The 17,793-nt window shown below is 63.5% G+C and carries 21 protein-coding genes and 1 pseudogene; 11 read left to right on the top strand and 11 right to left on the bottom strand.

Going from position 1 to position 17,793, the window contains the following annotated elements; genetic code table 11:
- Positions 1-45: 45 nt before the first annotated feature.
- Positions 46-1,296, top strand: a pseudogene (locus tag VA602_RS26800) (HAMP domain-containing protein); the annotation flags it as partial.
- Between the two features lie 12 nt (positions 1,297-1,308).
- The gene (locus tag VA602_RS26795; protein ID WP_371105661.1) at positions 1,309-2,151 is read left to right on the top strand and encodes a methyl-accepting chemotaxis protein; all 843 of its coding nucleotides are present in this window, start codon (positions 1,309-1,311) and stop codon (positions 2,149-2,151) included.
- An 82-nt stretch (positions 2,152-2,233) separates the two neighbouring features.
- Here the strand turns inward: VA602_RS26795 and VA602_RS13805 are convergent, their stop codons facing one another.
- Genes VA602_RS13805 through VA602_RS13795 form a run of 3 tightly spaced genes read right to left on the bottom strand, consistent with a single transcriptional unit; the run spans position 2,234 to position 3,312 of the window.
- The gene (locus VA602_RS13805) at positions 2,234-2,854 is read right to left on the bottom strand and encodes an SOS response-associated peptidase (RefSeq protein ID WP_054894584.1); all 621 of its coding nucleotides are present in this window, start codon (positions 2,852-2,854) and stop codon (positions 2,234-2,236) included.
- Between the two features lie 12 nt (positions 2,855-2,866).
- The gene (locus VA602_RS13800) at positions 2,867-3,127 is read right to left on the bottom strand and encodes a putative signal transducing protein (protein ID WP_054894585.1); all 261 of its coding nucleotides are present in this window, start codon (positions 3,125-3,127) and stop codon (positions 2,867-2,869) included.
- On the bottom strand, positions 3,127-3,312 hold the full coding sequence (locus VA602_RS13795) for a CPXCG motif-containing cysteine-rich protein (RefSeq protein WP_054894586.1): 186 nt from the start codon (positions 3,310-3,312) through the stop codon (positions 3,127-3,129). The genes VA602_RS13800 and VA602_RS13795 overlap by 1 nt, the downstream gene beginning before the upstream one ends.
- Before the next feature lie 127 nt (positions 3,313-3,439).
- Between VA602_RS13795 and VA602_RS13790 the strand changes: the two genes are divergently transcribed.
- Complete coding sequence (locus VA602_RS13790; protein WP_054894587.1) at positions 3,440-4,606, top strand: 1-acyl-sn-glycerol-3-phosphate acyltransferase; 1,167 nt, start codon at positions 3,440-3,442, stop codon at positions 4,604-4,606.
- An 85-nt stretch (positions 4,607-4,691) separates the two neighbouring features.
- Here VA602_RS13790 and VA602_RS13785 read toward each other — a convergent pair whose 3' ends face one another.
- Positions 4,692-4,952 carry a hypothetical protein gene (locus tag VA602_RS13785; protein WP_054894588.1) on the bottom strand — a complete coding sequence of 87 codons (261 nt, stop codon included), beginning with the start codon at positions 4,950-4,952 and terminating at the stop codon, positions 4,692-4,694.
- 157 nt (positions 4,953-5,109) lie between these two features.
- Between VA602_RS13785 and VA602_RS13780 the strand changes: the two genes are divergently transcribed.
- Positions 5,110-5,316 carry a hypothetical protein gene (locus VA602_RS13780; RefSeq protein ID WP_323453465.1) on the top strand — a complete coding sequence of 69 codons (207 nt, stop codon included), beginning with the start codon at positions 5,110-5,112 and terminating at the stop codon, positions 5,314-5,316.
- Between the two features lie 197 nt (positions 5,317-5,513).
- Here the strand turns inward: VA602_RS13780 and VA602_RS13775 are convergent, their stop codons facing one another.
- The gene (locus VA602_RS13775) at positions 5,514-6,098 is read right to left on the bottom strand and encodes a YajG family lipoprotein (protein WP_054894590.1); all 585 of its coding nucleotides are present in this window, start codon (positions 6,096-6,098) and stop codon (positions 5,514-5,516) included.
- Between the two features lie 144 nt (positions 6,099-6,242).
- Between VA602_RS13775 and VA602_RS13770 the strand changes: the two genes are divergently transcribed.
- Together VA602_RS13770 and mqo are read left to right on the top strand one after the other, a co-directional pair.
- Complete coding sequence (locus tag VA602_RS13770) at positions 6,243-6,476, top strand: hypothetical protein (RefSeq protein ID WP_323453464.1); 234 nt, start codon at positions 6,243-6,245, stop codon at positions 6,474-6,476.
- 605 nt (positions 6,477-7,081) lie between these two features.
- Entirely contained in the window at positions 7,082-8,587 is a 1,506-nt protein-coding gene (gene mqo, locus VA602_RS13765; RefSeq protein ID WP_054894592.1) for a malate dehydrogenase (quinone), read from the top strand.
- An 86-nt stretch (positions 8,588-8,673) separates the two neighbouring features.
- Here mqo and VA602_RS13760 read toward each other — a convergent pair whose 3' ends face one another.
- The 4 genes from VA602_RS13760 to VA602_RS13745 all read right to left on the bottom strand — a co-directional run bounded on the left by VA602_RS13760 (position 8,674) and on the right by VA602_RS13745 (position 10,603).
- Entirely contained in the window at positions 8,674-8,964 is a 291-nt protein-coding gene (locus tag VA602_RS13760) for a PA4642 family protein (RefSeq protein ID WP_054894593.1), read from the bottom strand.
- 69 nt (positions 8,965-9,033) lie between these two features.
- Positions 9,034-9,504, bottom strand: coding sequence for a hypothetical protein (locus tag VA602_RS13755; protein ID WP_063542933.1), 471 nt, complete (start codon positions 9,502-9,504; stop codon positions 9,034-9,036).
- Between the two features lie 65 nt (positions 9,505-9,569).
- A complete protein-coding gene (locus VA602_RS13750) occupies positions 9,570-10,043 on the bottom strand; it encodes a WbuC family cupin fold metalloprotein (RefSeq protein WP_323453463.1) in 474 nt (157 codons plus the stop codon).
- Between the two features lie 2 nt (positions 10,044-10,045).
- Complete coding sequence (locus tag VA602_RS13745; protein WP_054894596.1) at positions 10,046-10,603, bottom strand: hypoxanthine-guanine phosphoribosyltransferase; 558 nt, start codon at positions 10,601-10,603, stop codon at positions 10,046-10,048.
- A 165-nt stretch (positions 10,604-10,768) separates the two neighbouring features.
- Here VA602_RS13745 and upp point away from each other — a divergent pair, with 165 nt between their 5' ends.
- Both upp and VA602_RS13735 read left to right on the top strand, forming a co-directional pair.
- Positions 10,769-11,407, top strand: a complete 639-nt coding sequence (gene upp / locus VA602_RS13740; RefSeq protein ID WP_063542927.1) for a uracil phosphoribosyltransferase — start codon at positions 10,769-10,771, stop codon at positions 11,405-11,407.
- A gap of 2 nt (positions 11,408-11,409) precedes the next feature.
- Entirely contained in the window at positions 11,410-12,684 is a 1,275-nt protein-coding gene (locus tag VA602_RS13735) for a uracil-xanthine permease family protein (RefSeq protein WP_054894598.1), read from the top strand.
- Positions 12,685-12,744: 60 nt separating this feature from the next.
- Here VA602_RS13735 and hemH read toward each other — a convergent pair whose 3' ends face one another.
- Positions 12,745-13,758: a ferrochelatase gene (gene hemH, locus VA602_RS13730; RefSeq protein ID WP_323453462.1), complete on the bottom strand. Its 1,014-nt coding sequence runs from the start codon at positions 13,756-13,758 to the stop codon at positions 12,745-12,747.
- Between the two features lie 13 nt (positions 13,759-13,771).
- Positions 13,772-14,677, bottom strand: coding sequence for a TIGR01777 family oxidoreductase (locus VA602_RS13725; protein ID WP_323453461.1), 906 nt, complete (start codon positions 14,675-14,677; stop codon positions 13,772-13,774).
- Positions 14,678-14,864: 187 nt separating this feature from the next.
- Here VA602_RS13725 and VA602_RS13720 point away from each other — a divergent pair, with 187 nt between their 5' ends.
- The 3 genes from VA602_RS13720 (at position 14,865) to VA602_RS13710 (ending at position 17,770) form a co-directional block, all read left to right on the top strand.
- Positions 14,865-15,851, top strand: a complete 987-nt coding sequence (locus VA602_RS13720; RefSeq protein ID WP_063542920.1) for an NAD(P)/FAD-dependent oxidoreductase — start codon at positions 14,865-14,867, stop codon at positions 15,849-15,851.
- Positions 15,852-15,945: 94 nt separating this feature from the next.
- Entirely contained in the window at positions 15,946-16,911 is a 966-nt protein-coding gene (locus VA602_RS13715; RefSeq protein ID WP_153772578.1) for a YbgA family protein, read from the top strand.
- Positions 16,901-17,770 carry a MerR family transcriptional regulator gene (locus VA602_RS13710; RefSeq protein WP_323453460.1) on the top strand — a complete coding sequence of 290 codons (870 nt, stop codon included), beginning with the start codon at positions 16,901-16,903 and terminating at the stop codon, positions 17,768-17,770. The genes VA602_RS13715 and VA602_RS13710 overlap by 11 nt, the downstream gene beginning before the upstream one ends.
- The last annotated feature ends 23 nt before the right edge of the window (positions 17,771-17,793 follow it).

Here is a 17,793-nt window from a genome sequence, read left to right as displayed (position 1 = left end):
CCGATAACAAAAGAAAACGACCTCCTTGCGTGGAGCTTTCCAGTAATGAAGTTCAAGTCGATCCAGTTTTCCGTGGCGGCCCTGGCCGGTGCCATTGTATTGAGCATTGTCGCGGCGCTGGTGCTGTACGCCGTGTACTCCGGGGCCCGCACCCAGGACCTGGTACAGCAGCGCACCCAGCAGCAGTTCGAAAGCGTGATCGAACAGCGCCTGTCGGCCCTGGCCCGCACCCAGGTGAGCGAGATCCAGCGCGGCCTGGAAGCGCCGCTGCTGATCAGCCGCAGCCTGGCCACGGTCAACGCCATGCTCGGCATGCAGGACGCCGACGGCAAACCGCTGATGCAGATCGACCGCGCCTACCTGAACAACCTGCTCAAGCGCACCGTGGAGGTCAACCCGACCGTGCTCGGGGCGTACCTGGGCTGGGAACCGAACGCACTGGATCACGCCGACATCAATGGCGAACGCTACCTGCCCTGGTGGTTCCGCAACGCCGACGGCAGTCTCGGCCAGGACCGCCTGGTGGACGTGAACGACCACACCGTGCTGTCGACCGGGGTACGCGCCAGTGAGTATTACCTTTGCCCGAAGGAAACCAAGAAGGCCTGCGTGATCGACCCGGCACCCTACAAGGTTGGCGACAAGATGGTGATGCTCGCGTCGTTCGTCGAGCCGATCATGGTCAACGGTCAGTTCCAGGGCATCGCCGGGGCCGACCTGTCGGTGAACTTCATCCAAGACCTGCTCAACGCCGCCGACCGCCAGCTGTACAACGGCGCCGGCGAACTGGCACTGGTGTCGAGCAACGGTCGTCTGGTCGCCTATACCAAGGACGCCTCCAAGTTCGGCGAAAAAGCCAGCGACGTGCTGGACCCCGCCGAAGCCGCGACCCTGGCCAGTATCAGCGGCGAAGACCTGCACTATAAAGTCGACACCGCCAAGGACCGTATCGAGCTGTTCCTGCCGTTCAAGGTCGCCAGCACCGACGCGCGCTGGGTCCTGCTGCTGGAAATGCCGCTGAGCACGGTCATGGCCGACGTCAACCAGCTACAGAAAGACCTCGGCGAGCAGCGCCGTACCGACATCGCCGGCATGACCCTGGTCGGCCTGGGCATCGCCGCCCTCGGCCTGCTGGTGATCTGGCTGCTGGCCCATGGCATTGCCCGTCCGCTGAAACAGATGGTGGCGATGCTCGACGACATCGCCCAGGGCGAAGGCGACCTCACCCGCCGCCTGCAGAGTGATCGCGCCGACGAGCTGGGCGCCATCGCCAAAGGCTTCAACACCTTCCTGGCCAAGCTGCAGGCGATGATCAGCCAGGTGGTGACCTCGGTGCAGAAAGTCAGCGACTCCTCGGAGCACACTGCCGACATCGCCATCCGCACCAACCAGGGCGTGCACAAGCAGATGGCCGAGATCGACCAGGTAGCCACCGCCGTGCAGGAGATGACCGCCACCGCCCAGGACGTGGCACGCAATGCCACCCACGCCGCGCACGCCGCCAGCAATGCCGACCAGGCTGCCAACCAGGGCATGCAGATCGTGCGCGACACCTCGCAGTCGATCAGCATCCTGGCCAGCGAGATCGGCCGTGCAGTGACCGTGGTGCAGACCCTGGCCCGCGACAGCGAGAACATCAATGCCATCCTGGTGACCATCCGCGCCATCGCCGAACAGACCAACCTGCTGGCGCTCAACGCTGCCATCGAGGCGGCCCGCGCCGGAGAGCAAGGCCGCGGCTTCGCCGTGGTCGCCGACGAGGTGCGCAACCTGGCGCAGAAGACCCAGCAGGCGACCCAGGAAATCCAGCAGATGATCCAGCAGTTGCAGCAGGGCACCCGCGATGTGGTCAAGGTAATGGAAGACAGCCAGGGCAAGACCGACGACAGCGTGCAGCAGGCCAGCCGCGCTGCCGAAGCGCTGGAGAGCATCACCGAGGCCGTGTCGGTGATCAACGACATGAACACCCAGATCGCCAGCGCCGCCGAACAGCAGAGCGCGGTGGCCGAGGACATCAACCGCAACGTCATCAACATCGGCCAGGTGGCCGGCGAAGTGGCCGGCGGGGCTGACGAATCGAGCCAGGCCAGTGCCGAGCTGACCAAGCTGGCCGAGCAGCAGCGGCGGTTGATCAATCAGTTCAGGGTTTGATTCAAATACCGAGTCGCTCTTTTCGCGGGCAAGCCCATCTCTGTGAGGAGTGGGCTTGCCCGCGAAATGCTCGCCATAAATCTCAAGCCGGAGTCAGGCACTCCGGTCCATCGAGCTTCGGATCATTGACCAGATGCGCCAGCGCCCGCTCGCGCAACGCCGCGGGAGGGCTGGCCAGCAACTCGTGCAGGCGCGCCAGCGGTGTGTCGGGATCCAGCCAGGCGGCCTGCCCGGCCTCATCGAGAATCAATGGCCGACGCTGGTTCATCGCCGCCTGAGTGACCACCGCACAACTGAGCCAGACCTGCTCCTGCACCGGATACGCCTCCCACACCGCGGCATAGAATAGCGATGCGCCCTCCCCCGGCGTGACCCAGTACGGGCGCTTGCGCGCCGTGCCGCGCCACTCGTAGAAGCCGTTGGCCGGCATCAGGCAACGGCGCTGGCGAAATGCTTCGCGAAACATCGGCTGCTCGGCGAGGGTCTCGGCGCGGGCATGGGCGGGGGTGCGGGACAGGTCGGTGAGCCAGGCCGGGGTCAGGCCCCAGCGAGCCCTGGCCAGTTGCAACTGGCCGTCGAGCCGGCGTTGAATCAGCACCGACGCCCCAGGCGAGATGTTCCATTGGGCCTGCTGGTCGGCGGGAAATCCGGGCAGGGCGGCAAAAGCCTGGGACCAGCGAAAGAGGGCGTAACGTCCGCACATAAGACAGCAAACCTAGCAGATCAGGGTACCGGGGATACTCTCCGGCTCGTCCCCGGCAAGGGGCTGGGCGGCATTGTACTCATCGATCAGCTGCCGTGCGTACCCGGCCTGTTCATCGGCAACCGCCAGGGCCAGCAAGCCCTGCATCGGCAGATCGCCCATGGCGCCGACCAGATCGCCGCCGATCAGGTGCACCTGGACGCCTTCGCTGGCCAGCATGCCTACCAGCATCTGCGCCTCCATCAGGCTCTCCGGTTCGTAGATGCGGCGCATCAGGCATCGTCCTCGCGGCGGACTTCGAGCATCCATTCGTCACCATGCACCTGCAGGATGAACACGATGGGCTGGCAGCACACCTGGCAGTCCTCGGTGTAGTGCTGGTCGCCACCGGAAATATCGACCGTGGTTTCCACACGCTCACCGCAATAAGGGCAGTCATAAAAGTCGATTTCGAGCATCGGGGGCCTGCGCAGTGACTTATGCGTATAATTGCCGGTCTGTTTACGGGGTCCGTGTGTGTCCGAGCCGTTTTTTTCGGCCCCGCCCCTACTTTATTACTCTAGCCGTTTCCAACAAGAGAGCATGATGGGCGAATTCGATGCCATCCGACCTTACGACGACGCTGAAGTGCCTGCCGTGCTGGCACGCCTGCTCAGCGACCCGGCATTCCTCGATATCCTCACCCACTTCCGTTTCCCGCGTATCGCGGGCGCCTTCGGCTGGCTGCTCAAGCCGCTGATCGCCCGGCGCCTGCGCAAGGAGTTCGCTGGCGTGACCAGCGTCTCGACCCTGCAGGACAAGGTCGAATACTACGTCGACCGCACCATCGACCGAGCCACCGACGGGGTCACCTACACTGGCGTCGAGCAGCTCAAGTCGGGCAGTGCCTACCTGTTCCTGGCCAATCACCGCGACATCGTCATGGACCCGGCGTTCGTCAACTATGCGGTCTATCACGCCGGCCTGCCGACGCCACGCATCGCCATCGGCGACAACCTGCTGCAAAAGCCGTTCGTCAGCGACATGATGCGTCTGAACAAGAGCTTCATCGTGCACCGCTCGATCAGTGGCCGACGCGAGAAGCTCGCGGCTTACCAACTGCTGTCGGCCTACATCAACCATTCGATCCGCAACGACAGCGCCTCGATCTGGATTGCCCAGGCCGAAGGCCGTGCCAAGGATGGTGACGATCGCACCGATTCGGCGATCCTCAAGATGTTCCACATGAGCCGCAAGGACGAGCCGTTCGGCGCAGTGATCCAGAGCCTGAACCTGATCCCGGTGTCGATCAGCTACGAATACGACCCCTGCGACCAGGCCAAGGCGCGCGAACTGTATATCCGCGCCACCACCGGCACCTACAAGAAAGTGCCCGGCGAAGACGACAACAGCATCGCCCAGGGCATCACCGGCTACAAAGGCCGGGTGCACATCAACTTCGCCCCGCCGGTGACCGAGTACCACGAGGACACCAAGCAACTGGCCCTGGCCATCGACCGGCAGATTCTCGGCGGCTACCGGCTGTTCCCGGTCCACTACCTGGCCTATGCGATGTGGGACGGGCAGGACGCGGCGCTGGAAGTACCCGCCGCAGAGAAAGTGTTTGCGGCCGAGGAGCTGGCACGCGCCAAGGAGGAGTGGCAGCGTCGCCTGGAGGCCTGCCCTGCGGAGCACCGGCCATACCTGGTGCAGCAGTATGCGACGCCGGTGCGCAATCAGTACCAGGTCAAGCGCCAGGCCGAGGTGGTTTGAGACGAAGCCGCTCCCGCAGGAACACCGCCGCGTTCATGAACGGCGCCATCCCTGCAGGAGCGGCCTTGTGCCGCAGAAAAGCGGTTCAGATCCAGGTGCTGAACCACGACAACAGCAGCGCCATCGCCAAGCACGAGAAGCCCAGGATGTAGTAGTAGCGCGGTACACGCAGGTCGAACGCATCGACCAGCCCTTCCTCGGCAGCCAGGCTTTCACGCACATCGCTCTGGCGACGCCGCGCACTGTGCAGCAGCAGGCCGCCGGGGCAGGTGATGAACAGCGCCAGGACATTGATCAGCTTGGCGGGATGGGCGGCCAGGAACCCCCAGAGGACTTGCAGGGACATCGCGCAACCTCGAAACGACGATAAGCAAAGCCCGGCATTCTACCCAAGCTCCACCCAACCTCCCGTTTTTTGCGACCAAGTGTCACTAAATTTCATCTGTCACACGCTCGTCATCCAGACAGGCCACCCTGTCGGCCTTTCCAGACCGGAGCTTGTCATGCTGCACGCCGAAAACCAGGACCGTCTCTACCTCGTCTCGCAGAGCGAGGAGCAGCAGGCACTGATCGACGGATTCGCGATCAATGTCCACGACCAGCGCTGGCTGGTGTATTGCGCCCTGGGCGGACACGCGCACCAGGACCTGCCGGAGGTCGATATGGACACCGGGCTGAGTATGCTGGATTTCGGCATCGAGGCGGCCTGACCGCCCACTCGCGACCCAGTGGGAGCGGGCTTGCCCGCGAAAAGTACACCGCGGTGCATGGCACCGGCGAAGCCGGTGTTCGCGGGCAAGCCCGCTCCCACAGGGACCACGTCTACCAAGGGTTGGGCATCGTCCGACCAAAGAAAAACCCGCTGCCTGTCGCCAGGCAGCGGGTTTTGTTCATTCAGGCTACGTGCTTATTCAGCCAGGACCTGACCGATGGTCGGGTCCTTGAACAGCCGGGTCAGCGCATCGCTGAGTACGTCACTGACCAGCTTGGTGTTGGTTTCCTGATTCGGCGCCATGCCGAAGCGCTGGTCAAGCGAGGCGCCGTAACGGCCGCTGTAGCGACGGTTGGCGTTGGACACGTCGGCACGGAAGGTGGCACCGATGGTGGCCTCGGTCACGTACATCTTGTCCTTGGGCGACTGGTACTTCAGCTCGGCCAGGGTCACGGTCAGCTGTGGCGCGCTGCCGGCCCCCGAGGTGGGGGTGAAGCCGAGCAGGCGTACTGCCGCTTCGGCCTGCGCCTGCAGCTTGGGCACGACGTCATTGCCGTTGACGGTAATGGTGCTGGTCTCGGGGTACATGCCACCCCGCGTGCCCAGCGACTGCGAAGCACGGCCGTCGACCACCCGCACGACCACCGGCTGGCCACGACCTACCGGATTGAGCTGAGCGGTGAGCTTGGGTTGCGGGCTGAGTTGCTGCGGGCTGTGTGCACAGCCGACCAGGCTCAGGGTGGCCACCGCCATCAAACCGAACAACAGACGTTGCAGCATGCGCATTTCTCCAGAAAAAGCGGCAAAGGCACACAGTATACCCAGCCTGGAGCAAGCCAGTCATCGGCCCGCAGCTGCTGTCACAATGGTTTCATGGCCCCGGCGTTATCCTTGCCCCAGCCCGATCAAACAGGACTCGCCGCCATGGCCTCGCTCTGGACCTTGCTCTTCCAACGCCCGCGCCACAACACCTACGCCCGCCTGGATGCCGATGGCAAATGCCTGGCCTTCAAGCAGTGCCACCAGGCACCACGCGGCAGTGGCTGGGTCCAGGTCAGCGAAGCGCACCTGGGCTGGCTGGGCCATCCGCTGCCCAACAGTGCCCGGATTTGCGTACCTGCAAGCCGCCGTTGGCAGCAACGCATCCTCCCCGCCTGACAAACGCTGCAATAAAAACCCAAGAAGAACGACCTTTCTGCCCGCGACCTCGTTATAATCTCCCCCCGATTATAAGGACGTCTCCTGATCGGGCCCCGCACTCGCCGCTTGACCCCGGCACCTTCACCGCTTCGCCCACAGAGAGCCTTCCACTCAGGTCTTGCATTGGCTGTCGTGCCTGCTGTCTCTGGCCGTCTGCTGCGCATGAACCTGCGGGTTGCCACCGCGCAGTCCACTTTTGAGGTTCACGACTCCAAAAGAGCGTGAAAAAACGGTTTTTCACAACTTCACGAGAGTGTGGCGAGCAAATGAACAGTCTGGCATGTGCAAAAGCGGCAGATACGTCTCGAACAGCCCTGAACAGACGGCAAAAGCGCTCATCCTGGATGGGAGCCTGAGGCCGGTCCATAACGCACGACGGAACACTTGACCATAAGTCGAATTGCCGCACCCGTGGCAAATGGCGTTCAATTATCGAACACCCAAGACTGATTGGCGGTGTCCGCGGAAGTTGCAAGAACTGCGAAGAGTCGGACATGGCGATCCTGGCCAACCCAGGGGTCCTATGCTGTCAATTAGGTGCTGTAGATTGTGGAGACGCGTTAATGGCGCAGAACGAATCGGTTGATGTGGTACTGGTAGGCGCGGGCATCATGAGTGCCACCCTGGCCGTACTGCTCAAGGAGCTGGACCCTGCGATCAAGCTGGAAGTCGTCGAGGCGATGGACTCCGGGGCCGCGGAAAGCTCCAACCCCTGGAACAACGCCGGGACCGGCCACGCCGGCCTGTGCGAGCTGAACTATACGCCCCAGGCCGCCGATGGCAGCATCGACATCAAGAAGGCCGTGCACATCAATACCCAGTTCGAGGTGTCCCGCCAGTTCTGGGCCTACCTGAGCAAGAAGGGCGGCTTCGGCTCGCCGCGCGACTTCATCAATCCCGTGCCGCACCTGAGCTATGTCGAAGGTGACAAGGGCGTGCAATTCCTCAAGAAGCGCTTCGAGCTGCTCAAGCAGCACCACGCGTTCTCCGAGATGGAATACACCGAAGACAAGGCGCTGATGAACGAGTGGATGCCGCTGATGATGCCTGGCCGCCCGGCCGACCAGCACATCGCGGCCACCCGCGTGCTCAAGGGTACCGACGTCAACTTCGGCGCCCTGACCAACAAGCTGCTCAAGCTGCTGGGCGACAGCCCCAATGCCCAGGTCAAGTACAGCAAGAAGGTCACCGGCCTGCGCCGTAAAGGCGACGGCTGGACCGTGAGCATCAAGGACGTCAACAGCGGCAACAGCCGTGAAGTCGACGCCCGCTTCGTCTTCCTCGGCGCTGGTGGCGCGGCGCTGCCGCTGCTGCAAGCGTCGGGCATCCCGGAGAGCAAGGGGTTCGGCGGTTTCCCGGTCAGCGGCCAGTGGCTGCGCTGCGACAATCCGGAGATCGTCAAGCAGCACCAGGCCAAGGTCTACAGCCAGGCCGCGGTCGGTGCCCCGCCAATGTCGGTGCCACACCTCGACACGCGCGTGGTCGACGGCAAGAAATCCCTGCTGTTCGGGCCTTACGCCGGCTTCACCACCAAGTTCCTCAAGCATGGCTCGTTCATGGACCTGCCGCTGTCGGTGCGCATGGGCAACATCGGCCCGATGCTGGCGGTGGCCCGCGACAACATGGACCTGACCAAGTACCTGGTCAGCGAAGTGATGCAGTCGATGGAGCAGCGCCTGGAATCGCTTCGCCGCTTCTACCCCGAAGCGAAAGCCGAGGACTGGCGCCTGGAAGTGGCCGGTCAGCGCGTGCAGATCATCAAGAAGGATCCGAAGAAAGGCGGCATCCTGCAGTTCGGCACCGAGCTGGTCTCGGCCGCCGACGGCAGCCTGGCTGCGCTGCTTGGCGCCTCGCCGGGCGCGTCGGTGACGGTCTCGATCATGCTCGAGCTGATCGAACGCTGCTTCCCCGAGCAGGCCAAGGGCGCCTGGGCTGCCAAGCTCAAGGAGATCTTCCCGGCTCGCGAGAAGACCCTGGCCACCGATGCCGCGCTGTACCACAAGATCAGCGCCGACAATGACGTGGCCCTGGACCTGGCACAAAACAGCCCGGCCAAGCACTACGCCTGAAACGGCTGAAACGAAAAAACGCCCCGTGGGGCGTTTTTTTGTGCCTGGAATTCCTGCCCACAAAAAGGGCAGGACCGGCTTGAGGATCAGCCGCGGGCGTTAGCGATGATCTCGATGTACTCGGGCGCGTTGCGCTGGTCGGCGATCACCTCGGCGAAGGTCTTGCCGTGCTCGTCCTTGCCATCGACATCGTATCCAGCTTCAACGAAGAAGCCGACGAAACGCTCGAAGTCATCGATGCGCAGGCCACGGTAGGCCTTGATCAGCTTGTGGTGCGACGGCGAGGTCAGGCCATCGGCCGGCTCGAACTGAAGGAACGTCTTGATGTAGTCGTCGCTGATCTCGTCACCGATAACCTGCTTCTTGTCTTTACGCATTGCCGACTCCAACTGGGCCATCACGGGCATTTCAAAGGCGGGCAGTGTACCGCTGGCTGCCCATGCGCCTCAACGCGTACGTACGGTTCCAGTGTGCAGGTCGGCCCAGACATGGCCGTTGGCATAACTGAGGAACTGCACGTACAGCGTCTCGTTGCGCAGCAGGTCCATGATCACCCGGTAATCGGCCTGTGGATAATTCAGCGTCAGGGTGCGGGTCTTGTCATCGTAGGTCGGCCGCTTGAGGCTCTTGCCGCCCTCGCCGTCGAAGGTGACCAGCACCTGCCCGATGGTTGCCCCCTTGCTCATGGGCTTGCCCTTCAGGCGCAAGGTAAGGGACGAGGTGATGGGGATCGGCTGCTGGCTGGACTGACGCTGGGCACCGACCACCACCGCGTAATCGGTGACCTGCAGCAGTTGTTGCGACTCGGGTTCTTCCTGGCGCAGCGAGAGGTCATCAGGCGGGAGGAACTGGCTGTGCAAAGGCGCTGCCGACAGCGGCAGGCTCAGCGCCAGCAGAAGGGGAAAGATCGCGCGCATGAAGGGCTCCTTGGCATAGGGGAGCACTCTAGCACGCCTGATCGATCGCTACTGGCAGCGTACGCTCAATCGAACTGCGCGCGCATCCAGGCCTGGTACTGTGCCACCCCGTCCTCGCCCTCGCGCGGTGCCCAGTAGGCATGCTCGCCCTCGCCTACCGGGCGGTAGGGGCCGGTCTTGCATTCGAACAGGATGCTGTCATCTTCGAGCACCACCAACCCGTGATAGGTGCCAGGCGCCAGGTCGACCCCCAGGCAATCGCCGCCGGCTTCGAGCACGCGCTTGTCGCACACCGCGCCCTGCTCGTCGAAGATCAGCAGCCCCAGACGCCCCTTGAGCACCACCAGCGCCTCGGCCTTGTCATCCTTCAGATGACGGTGCGGCGGAATGTAGGTACTGGTCTGCAAGCCGACTGCCATGCGGTGGCAAGGCTCTTCCATCTCGTGAAAGTTGTGGTGCTGACGACCGCGCGGGTTGACAGCGGCCTTCTCAGCCAACGCCCCGAACAAGGCCTGATCCATGAAAGCCGGCTTGCGCATGATCACATTCCTTTTACGGCGAAGATGCCATTGGCGTTGCGCCAGTAACCCTTGTAGTCCATGCCATAACCGAAGATATAGCGATCGACGCACGGCAGGCCGACGTAGTCAGCCTTCAAGTCCGGGCTGGCCTTGCGGTCGTGGTCCTTGTCGATCAGCACCGCGGTGTACACCGAGCGCGCGCCGGCATGCTTGCAGAAGTCGATGATGGCGCTGAGGGTGTGGCCTTCGTCGAGGATGTCGTCGACGATCAGCACGTCACGGTCGATGAAGGAGATTTCCGGCTTGGCCTTCCAGAACAGCTCACCGCCGCTGGTCTGGTTGCGGTAGCGGGTCGCGTGCAGGTATGAGGCCTCCAGCGGGAACTGCAGGTGGGTCAGCAGTTTGCCGGCGAAGATCAGGCCGCCGTTCATCACGCAGAAGACCACCGGGTTCTTGTCGTGCAGGTCTTTGCAGATCTGCTCGCCGACCTGGGCGATGGCCGCTTCGACCTGGGCTTCGTTGTACAGGCAATCGGCCTCGTTCATCACTTGGCGGATATGCTCGAGATCGGCGGACATGGCGCTCTCCAGGAGGTGCATTTTGGAAAAGCGGGCAAAGGTACGCATCCGCTCGTCCCAGATCAAGCATTTATGGACTAACGTGCTCAATGACTGCACGACAGCAAGGACTGAATAGATTAACCTAGCGCGGTTTTTTTGCCCGCCTCCCGGAGCCCTCCCCCTATGCCCATTCGTGAGATCCGCCATCCGCTGATCCGCCACAAGCTCGGCTTGATGCGCCGCGCCGATATCAGCACCAAGAACTTTCGCGAACTCGCCCAGGAAGTCGGTGCACTCCTGACCTACGAAGCCACCCAGGACCTGCCGCTGGAAACCTACGAGATCGACGGCTGGTGCGGCAAGGTCCAGGTCGAGAAAATCGCCGGCAAGAAGATCACCGTAGTGCCGATCCTGCGGGCCGGCATCGGTATGCTCGATGGCGTGCTCAGCCTGGTCCCGGGCGCCAAGGTCAGCGCCGTGGGCGTGGCGCGCAACGAGGAAACCCTCGAAGCGCACACGTACCTGGAAAAACTCGCGCCGGACATCAACCAGCGCCTGGCACTGATCATCGACCCGATGCTCGCCACTGGCGCCTCGATGGTCGCCACCATCGACCTGCTGAAGAAGGCCGGTTGCCGGGAAATCCGCGCCATGGTCCTGGTCGCGGCGCCCGAAGGTATCGAGGTGGTCGAGAAAGCCCATCCGGACGTACAGATCTACACCGCGTCCATCGATCAGCGCCTGAACGAGCACGGTTACATCGTTCCGGGCCTCGGCGATGCCGGCGACAAGATCTTCGGCACCAAGCAGAAGGACGCCTGACCATGCAGGACGGCTTCAACGACCCGCTGTGGCGCCAGGTCGTCTCGGGCGCGCAGATGCTCTTCGTGGCATTCGGCGCGCTGGTGCTCATGCCGCTTATCACGGGCCTGGACCCTAACGTGGCACTGTTCACCGCCGGTATCGGCACCTTGCTGTTCCAGCTGGTCACGGGCCGTCAGGTGCCGGTGTTCCTGGCATCGAGCTTTGCCTTCATCACCCCGATCATCCTCGCCAAGGGCCAGTTCGGCCTGGCCGCGACCATGGGCGGCGTGATGGCAGCAGGCTTCGTCTACACCTTCATGGGCTTGATGGTGAAGATCAAGGGCACGGGGTTCATCGACCGCATGCTGCCTCCGGTGGTCATTGGCCCGGTGATCATCTCCATCGGCCTGGCCATGGCGCCGATCGCCGCCAACATGGCCATGGGCAAGGGTGGCGACGGCGCCGCGCTGATGCCCTACAAGACCGCCATGCTGATCTCCATGCCAGCGTTGCTGACCACCTTGATCGTCGCCGTGTTCGGCAAGGGCATCTTCCGCCTGGTACCGATCATTGCAGGCGTGCTGGTGGGCTTTGCCCTGTCGTTCGCCTTCGGCGTGGTCGACACCGCGAAAATCGCCGCTGCCCCCTGGCTGGAACTGCCCAACTTCACGGCGCCAGAGTTCAACTGGCAGGCGATCCTGTTCATCGTTCCGGTGGCCCTGGCGCCTGCGATCGAGCATATCGGTGGGGTAATCGCGGTCGGCAGCGTGACCGGCCGCGACTACTTGAAGAAGCCAGGCCTGCACCGCACCCTGTTCGGTGACGGCCTGGCCACCACGGCTGCCGGCCTGTTCGGCGGCCCGCCCAACACCACCTACGCCGAAGTGACGGGTGCGGTGATGCTGACCAAGAACTACAACCCGAAGATCATGACCTGGGCTGCGGTGTTCGCAATCACCCTGGCGTTCATCGGCAAGTTCGGCGCGCTGCTGCAGAGCATTCCGGTGCCGGTGATGGGCGGCATCCTCTGTCTGCTGTTCGGTTCGATCGCGGCAGTGGGCATGAACACCATGATCCGCCACAAGATCGACCTCTCCGAGGCGCGCAACCTGGTGATCGTTTCGGTGACGCTGGTGTTCGGTATCGGTGGCGTGCTGATCGGCAGCGGCGACGGCCCGGACGACTGGGGCCTGAAGGGCATCGCCCTGTGCGCCGTGGTCGCTATTGCCCTGAACCTGATCCTGCCGGGCAACGACGGTTGGAAGAACAAGAAGCTGGATGACCAGTTGCCTTGACCAGGCGTTGAACCGAATCGGCCTCTTCGCGGGTTTACCCGCGAAGAGGCCATCACCCACTCAAGCCCTCTCGCACATCTCTGCCAATACCTGCGCCCACTGCGGGTGATCGTTCAGGCACGGCACCAGCACCAGTTCCTCGCCCCCCGCTTCGATGAACTGCTCCTTGCCACGATCGCCGATCTCCTCCAGCGTCTCGATGCAATCGGCAACGAAGGCCGGGCACATCACCAGCAGTTTCTTCACCCCCGCCTTGGCCAGCTCATCAAGCCGCGTTTCGGTATAGGGCTCGATCCACTTGGCCCGTCCCAGCCGCGACTGGAACGAAGCTGACCACTTGCCATCGGGAATTCCTGCCGCCCTGGCGAACGCAGCAGCACTGGCCAGACACTGCGAGCGGTAGCAGACCTTGCGCACCTGGGCACAGGCCTTTTCGCAGCAGTTCGCGCTCTGGAAACAATGGGAGCCGGTCGGGTCAAGCTTCTTCAGATGGCGCTCGGGCAGGCCGTGGAAGCTCAACAGGATGTGATCGTATTCCTGCTCCAGGTATGGGCGCGCGCTGGTGACCAGGGCATCGATGTAATCGGGCTCGTCGTAGAAAGGCTGCAGCACCCGCATGTCGAACGGCAGTTGGCGGTCGGCGACGGTCTGGCGAGCCAACTCCACCACCGTGGTCACGGTGCTGTCGGCGAACTGCGGGTACAACGGCGCCAGGGTCACCTTGCGCACACCCTGCGCAGCAAGACGCTCCAGCACCTCTGGCAGCGCCGGTTGACCATAGCGCATGGCGATTTCCACCGGACCATGCGGCCAATGCGGGGTGATGGCCGCCTGCAGGCGGCGGGTCAGCACCACCAGTGGCGAACCCTCGTCCCACCAGATCGACGCATAGGCGTGGGCGGACTGCTCCGGGCGCTTGATCAGGATCAGCGACACCAGCAAGCGCCGCACCGGCCAAGGCAGGTCGATCACATACGGGTCCATGAGGAACTGGTTGAGGTAGCGGCGCACATCGGCGACCGAGGTGGATGCCGGTGAACCCAGGTTGACCAGCAGCAGGGCATGATCGGTCATGCAGCGTCCTATATCAGAGGCGGTCGGACAGGTCGTCCAACGCCGATTGCAGATCGTTGAAGCGGAACGTGAAACCTTCGGCCAGCAGGCGCACCGGGCGCGCACGCTGGCCACCCAGCAGCAGGGTCGACAACTCGCCCAGGCCGGCCTTGAGCACCAGCGCCGGCAGCGGCAGCAACGCCGGGCGATGCAGTGCCCGCCCCAGACGCCTGGCGAACTCGCGGTTGCGTACCGGCTCCGGCGCGCAGGCATTATAGGGACCGCTGGCTTGGTTGTGCTGCAAGAGAAAATCAATCAGGCCGATCTGGTCCTCTATATGGACCCACGGCATCCATTGCCGACCGTTGCCGATCGGCCCACCAAGACCCAGCTTGAATGGCAGGCGCAGGCGCGAAAGAAAGCCTCCATCGCTGGCCAGTACCAACCCGGTACGCACCAGCACTACGCGCATGCCGAGGGTTTGCGCACGTTGTGCGGTCTCTTCCCAGGCGATGCACAGCTGGCTGGCGAAATCTTCTTTCACCGGCTGCGAGGCCTCGGTCAACTCACGCTCGCCACCATCGCCATACCAACCCACAGCCGAGCCGGAGATCAGCAGCCCCGGACGCTGCTCGCGGCGCTCCAGCCAGCTCAGCAACTGCTCGGTGAGGGTGACACGACTGGCCCACAACAGTTGCCGGCGTGCCGCCGTCCAGGGGCGATCGGCGATGGGCGCGCCGGCCAGGTTGACCACCGCGTCCAGCGGATCGTCCGCCTCCAGCTCCTCCAGCCGAGCGATGCCGCGTACGCCGCTGCCGCAACGCTTGGACACCTGGCCAGGGTCGCGGCTCCACACCGTCAGGCGATGACCTTGGCTGAGCCAGAGCTGGCACAAGTGTCGGCCGATCAACCCAGTACCGCCTGTCAGCAATATATGCATGGCTGTGTCCTCACAAGCTGCGGCCATGGTCTATTTTTAAGATCAAGGCACTTTTTAAACCGATAGCTCTCGGATAAACATAGGCCAACCTGTCCTATCGAGCGGAATAACCTTATACAAAACTTCTGTATTGTACAGGTTTGTCTGACAGCGTAGTCTGCTTAAAGCAAGGTTCGAAGAGGCCATCATGACAGTACCTATTGCCATTATCGGTGCCGGTATCGCCGGTCTGTCCGCCGCCCAGGCCCTGCAGAAGGCCGGACAGAGCGTTCACTTGTTCGACAAGGGCCACGGCAGTGGCGGGCGCATGGCCAGCAAGCGCAGCGACGCCGGCGCGCTCGACCTCGGTGCCCAGTACTTCACCGCTCGCGACCGACGTTTCGTCGAGCAAGTCCAGCAATGGGTTGCGGCCGGGTGGGTCGCGCAGTGGAAGCCGCGGCTCTACAACTACCGCGACGGTGAACTGACCCCCTCTCCCGACGAACAAACCCGCTGGGTCGGCGTGCCACGCATGAGCGCCATCACCCGCGGCCTGCTCAAGGATGTCACGGTCAACTTCGGGTGCCGTATCGCCGAGGTCTTCCGCGGCAAGCAGTACTGGCATCTGCAGGACACCGAGGGCTGCAGCCATGGCCCGTTCAGCCGGGTGGTGATCGCTGTGCCAGCACCGCAGGCCACGCCCCTGTTGGCGGCCACGCCCAAGCTCGCCGCGGTCGCCGCCGGGGTGCAGATGGAACCCACTTGGGCCATCGCTCTGGGCTTCCAGACACCACTCGACACCCCGATGCAAGGCTGCTTCGTGCAGGACAATCCACTCGACTGGCTGGCACGCAACCGCAGCAAACCCGGCCGCGATGAGCAGCTGGACACTTGGGTGCTGCATGCGACCTCCAGCTGGAGTAGCGAACACCTGGACCTCCCCAGGGAGAAAGTGATCGAGCAGTTGTGGGGCGAGTTCGCCGAACTGGTCGGCTGCGTGGTGCCAGCCCCCACCTTCGCCCTCGCCCACCGCTGGCTCTATGCCCGCCCCGCCGGTAACCATGAATGGGGCACCCTGGCCGACGCCGACCAGGGCCTGTATGCCTGCGGTGACTGGTGCCTTTCGGGACGCGTGGAAGGTGCCTGGCTCAGCGGCCAGGAGGCAGCGCGGCGCTTGCTCGAACACCTCGAGTGAAGTTGTACAAGAAATTTGTCTTGCATAAGTTTTTCGATGTGCTGGAATAGGCCTGTACAACATTTCTGCCTTGTACAGGTCTACGGAGGCCACGATGAACTTTCCCCACTCGACAGGCAAACCCCGCATCGCCATCAGCGCCTGCCTGGCCGGGCAGGACGTGCGCTACAACGGCGGACACAAAGCCTCGGACCTGTGCCAGTCCCTCGATGAGCATTTCGACTGGCTGCCGCTGTGTCCGGAAGTTGCCATCGGCCTGGGCATTCCTCGCGACGCCATTCGCCTGGTCGGCGATCCACAGGCCCCGGAAGTGATCAACCCGCGCGATCCCGGTACCGATCTCGCACCACCCCTGCGTGCCTACGGCCAGCAGATGGCCGATGCACTCGACGACATTTGCGGCTATGTGTTCATGCAGAAGTCGCCGTCCTGCGGGCTCGAGCGGGTCAAGGTCTATCAGGACAATGGCCGTCCCTCCGTGCTGGGCGGGCGCGGCGCCTATGCCCAGGCGTTCTGCGAGCGCCGCCCGGACCTGCCGGTGGAAGAGGAAGGCCGCCTGCACGACCCGGTGCTGCGCGAAAACTTCATCAGCCGCGTCTACGCCTATGCCGACTGGCAGCACCTGCTGGCACAAGGCTTGAGCCGCGGAGCCCTGATTCGTTTCCACTCACGCTATAAATACCTGCTGATGGCCCACAACCCGCAGGCCTACCGCGAACTCGGCCGCCTGCTGGGCAGCATGAGCCGCGACGACGACCCGCTGCAAATTGGCCCGCGCTACTTCAGCCAACTGATGCAGGCGCTGCGTCGCTGCGCCAGCCGCGGCACCCACAGCAACGTTCTGCAGCACCTGTGCGGCTATCTGCGCGATGCCCTGGACAGCAGCGACAAAGCCGAACTGCAGCGCCTGATCAACCAGTACCAGCAGGGTTGCGTGCCGCTGGTGGTCCCGCTGACCCTGCTCAAGCACCACCTGCGCATTCATCCCGACCCTTACTTGATGCAGCAGGCCTACCTGCAACCGCACCCGGAAAACCTGGGCCTGCGCAATGCACTCTGAAGACAGCTTGCCGATCGGCGAACTGGCCCGACGCACCGGCGTCAACCCTGTCACCTTGCGAGCCTGGGAACGGCGCTACGGCCTGCTGGTGCCGGAGCGCACGCCCAAAGGCCATCGCCTTTACAGCACACTGCATATCGAGAGAGTTCAGGCCATCCTGCAGTGGTTGGAGCGCGGCGCCTCGGTGAGCCAGGTGCGTGATCTGCTCGAAAACCGCGACGAAACCTCGCCAAGGCTGGAGGGTGACTGGCAAGCTCGCTGCCAGCAACTGATCGAGGCCATTGCCGACCTAGCCCAGCGCTCGCTGGACCAGCAACTTAACCAGGCCATGGCGCTCTATCCCGCCTCGACCCTGTGCGAGCAATTGCTGCTGCCGCTGCTCGAGCGCCTGGAGCAACGCTGGCGCAAGCACTTCGACGCCAGCCTCGAGCAGGCCTTCTTCCACACTTGGCTGCGCAGCAAGCTGGGCGCGCGGGTCTACCACGACAACCATTCGCTCGAGGGGCCGCCCGTGCTGTTGGCCACGACCCTCGACGCCCCCTTCGATGCTCAACTGTGGCTCTGCGCCTGGCTGCTCAGCAGCAGCGGCTTTGCCGTGGAAGTGCTCGAACAACCGGTCGGCTGCAAACAACTGCTGCACGCAATCGCCCGACTTGCCCCCCGCGCCCTGGTGCTGCACCTGGGGCCGCGTATCGACCTCCAAGCACTGGCCCCGCTGCGGGATGTAACGCTGATGAAACTCCTGGGAGGCGCCAGCGTCTTCATTAATGAGGAGCGACTGCGGAGGCTGGAACTTCCGGCGCTGCAGCTCTTCGAGACTCCGCAGGGGGCATTGCGCCTGCTTCAGCAATCACGCTGAACCCGACTGTCAGAGACCCTGAG

The organism is Pseudomonas machongensis (assembly GCF_034961125.1).
In the GTDB taxonomy this organism is placed as follows: domain Bacteria; phylum Pseudomonadota; class Gammaproteobacteria; order Pseudomonadales; family Pseudomonadaceae; genus Aquipseudomonas; species Aquipseudomonas machongensis.
Note: the sequence above shows the minus strand (reverse complement) of the source record. Positions and strands in the feature narration are given on the sequence as shown.

Coding starts and splice junctions, on each gene's coding strand:
- VA602_RS26795 (WP_371105661.1), top strand. CDS start 1,309: ATGATCAGCCAGGTGGTGACCTCGGTGCAGAAAGTCAGCGACTCCTCG.
- VA602_RS13805 (WP_054894584.1), bottom strand. CDS start 2,854: ATGTGCGGACGTTACGCCCTCTTTCGCTGGTCCCAGGCTTTTGCCGCC.
- VA602_RS13800 (WP_054894585.1), bottom strand. CDS start 3,127: ATGCGCCGCATCTACGAACCGGAGAGCCTGATGGAGGCGCAGATGCTG.
- VA602_RS13795 (WP_054894586.1), bottom strand. CDS start 3,312: ATGCTCGAAATCGACTTTTATGACTGCCCTTATTGCGGTGAGCGTGTG.
- VA602_RS13790 (WP_054894587.1), top strand. CDS start 3,440: ATGGGCGAATTCGATGCCATCCGACCTTACGACGACGCTGAAGTGCCT.
- VA602_RS13785 (WP_054894588.1), bottom strand. CDS start 4,952: ATGTCCCTGCAAGTCCTCTGGGGGTTCCTGGCCGCCCATCCCGCCAAG.
- VA602_RS13780 (WP_323453465.1), top strand. CDS start 5,110: ATGCTGCACGCCGAAAACCAGGACCGTCTCTACCTCGTCTCGCAGAGC.
- VA602_RS13775 (WP_054894590.1), bottom strand. CDS start 6,098: ATGCTGCAACGTCTGTTGTTCGGTTTGATGGCGGTGGCCACCCTGAGC.
- VA602_RS13770 (WP_323453464.1), top strand. CDS start 6,243: ATGGCCTCGCTCTGGACCTTGCTCTTCCAACGCCCGCGCCACAACACC.
- mqo (WP_054894592.1), top strand. CDS start 7,082: ATGGCGCAGAACGAATCGGTTGATGTGGTACTGGTAGGCGCGGGCATC.
- VA602_RS13760 (WP_054894593.1), bottom strand. CDS start 8,964: ATGCGTAAAGACAAGAAGCAGGTTATCGGTGACGAGATCAGCGACGAC.
- VA602_RS13755 (WP_063542933.1), bottom strand. CDS start 9,504: ATGCGCGCGATCTTTCCCCTTCTGCTGGCGCTGAGCCTGCCGCTGTCG.
- VA602_RS13750 (WP_323453463.1), bottom strand. CDS start 10,043: ATGCGCAAGCCGGCTTTCATGGATCAGGCCTTGTTCGGGGCGTTGGCT.
- VA602_RS13745 (WP_054894596.1), bottom strand. CDS start 10,603: ATGTCCGCCGATCTCGAGCATATCCGCCAAGTGATGAACGAGGCCGAT.
- upp (WP_063542927.1), top strand. CDS start 10,769: ATGCCCATTCGTGAGATCCGCCATCCGCTGATCCGCCACAAGCTCGGC.
- VA602_RS13735 (WP_054894598.1), top strand. CDS start 11,410: ATGCAGGACGGCTTCAACGACCCGCTGTGGCGCCAGGTCGTCTCGGGC.
- hemH (WP_323453462.1), bottom strand. CDS start 13,758: ATGACCGATCATGCCCTGCTGCTGGTCAACCTGGGTTCACCGGCATCC.
- VA602_RS13725 (WP_323453461.1), bottom strand. CDS start 14,677: ATGCATATATTGCTGACAGGCGGTACTGGGTTGATCGGCCGACACTTG.
- VA602_RS13720 (WP_063542920.1), top strand. CDS start 14,865: ATGACAGTACCTATTGCCATTATCGGTGCCGGTATCGCCGGTCTGTCC.
- VA602_RS13715 (WP_153772578.1), top strand. CDS start 15,946: ATGAACTTTCCCCACTCGACAGGCAAACCCCGCATCGCCATCAGCGCC.
- VA602_RS13710 (WP_323453460.1), top strand. CDS start 16,901: ATGCACTCTGAAGACAGCTTGCCGATCGGCGAACTGGCCCGACGCACC.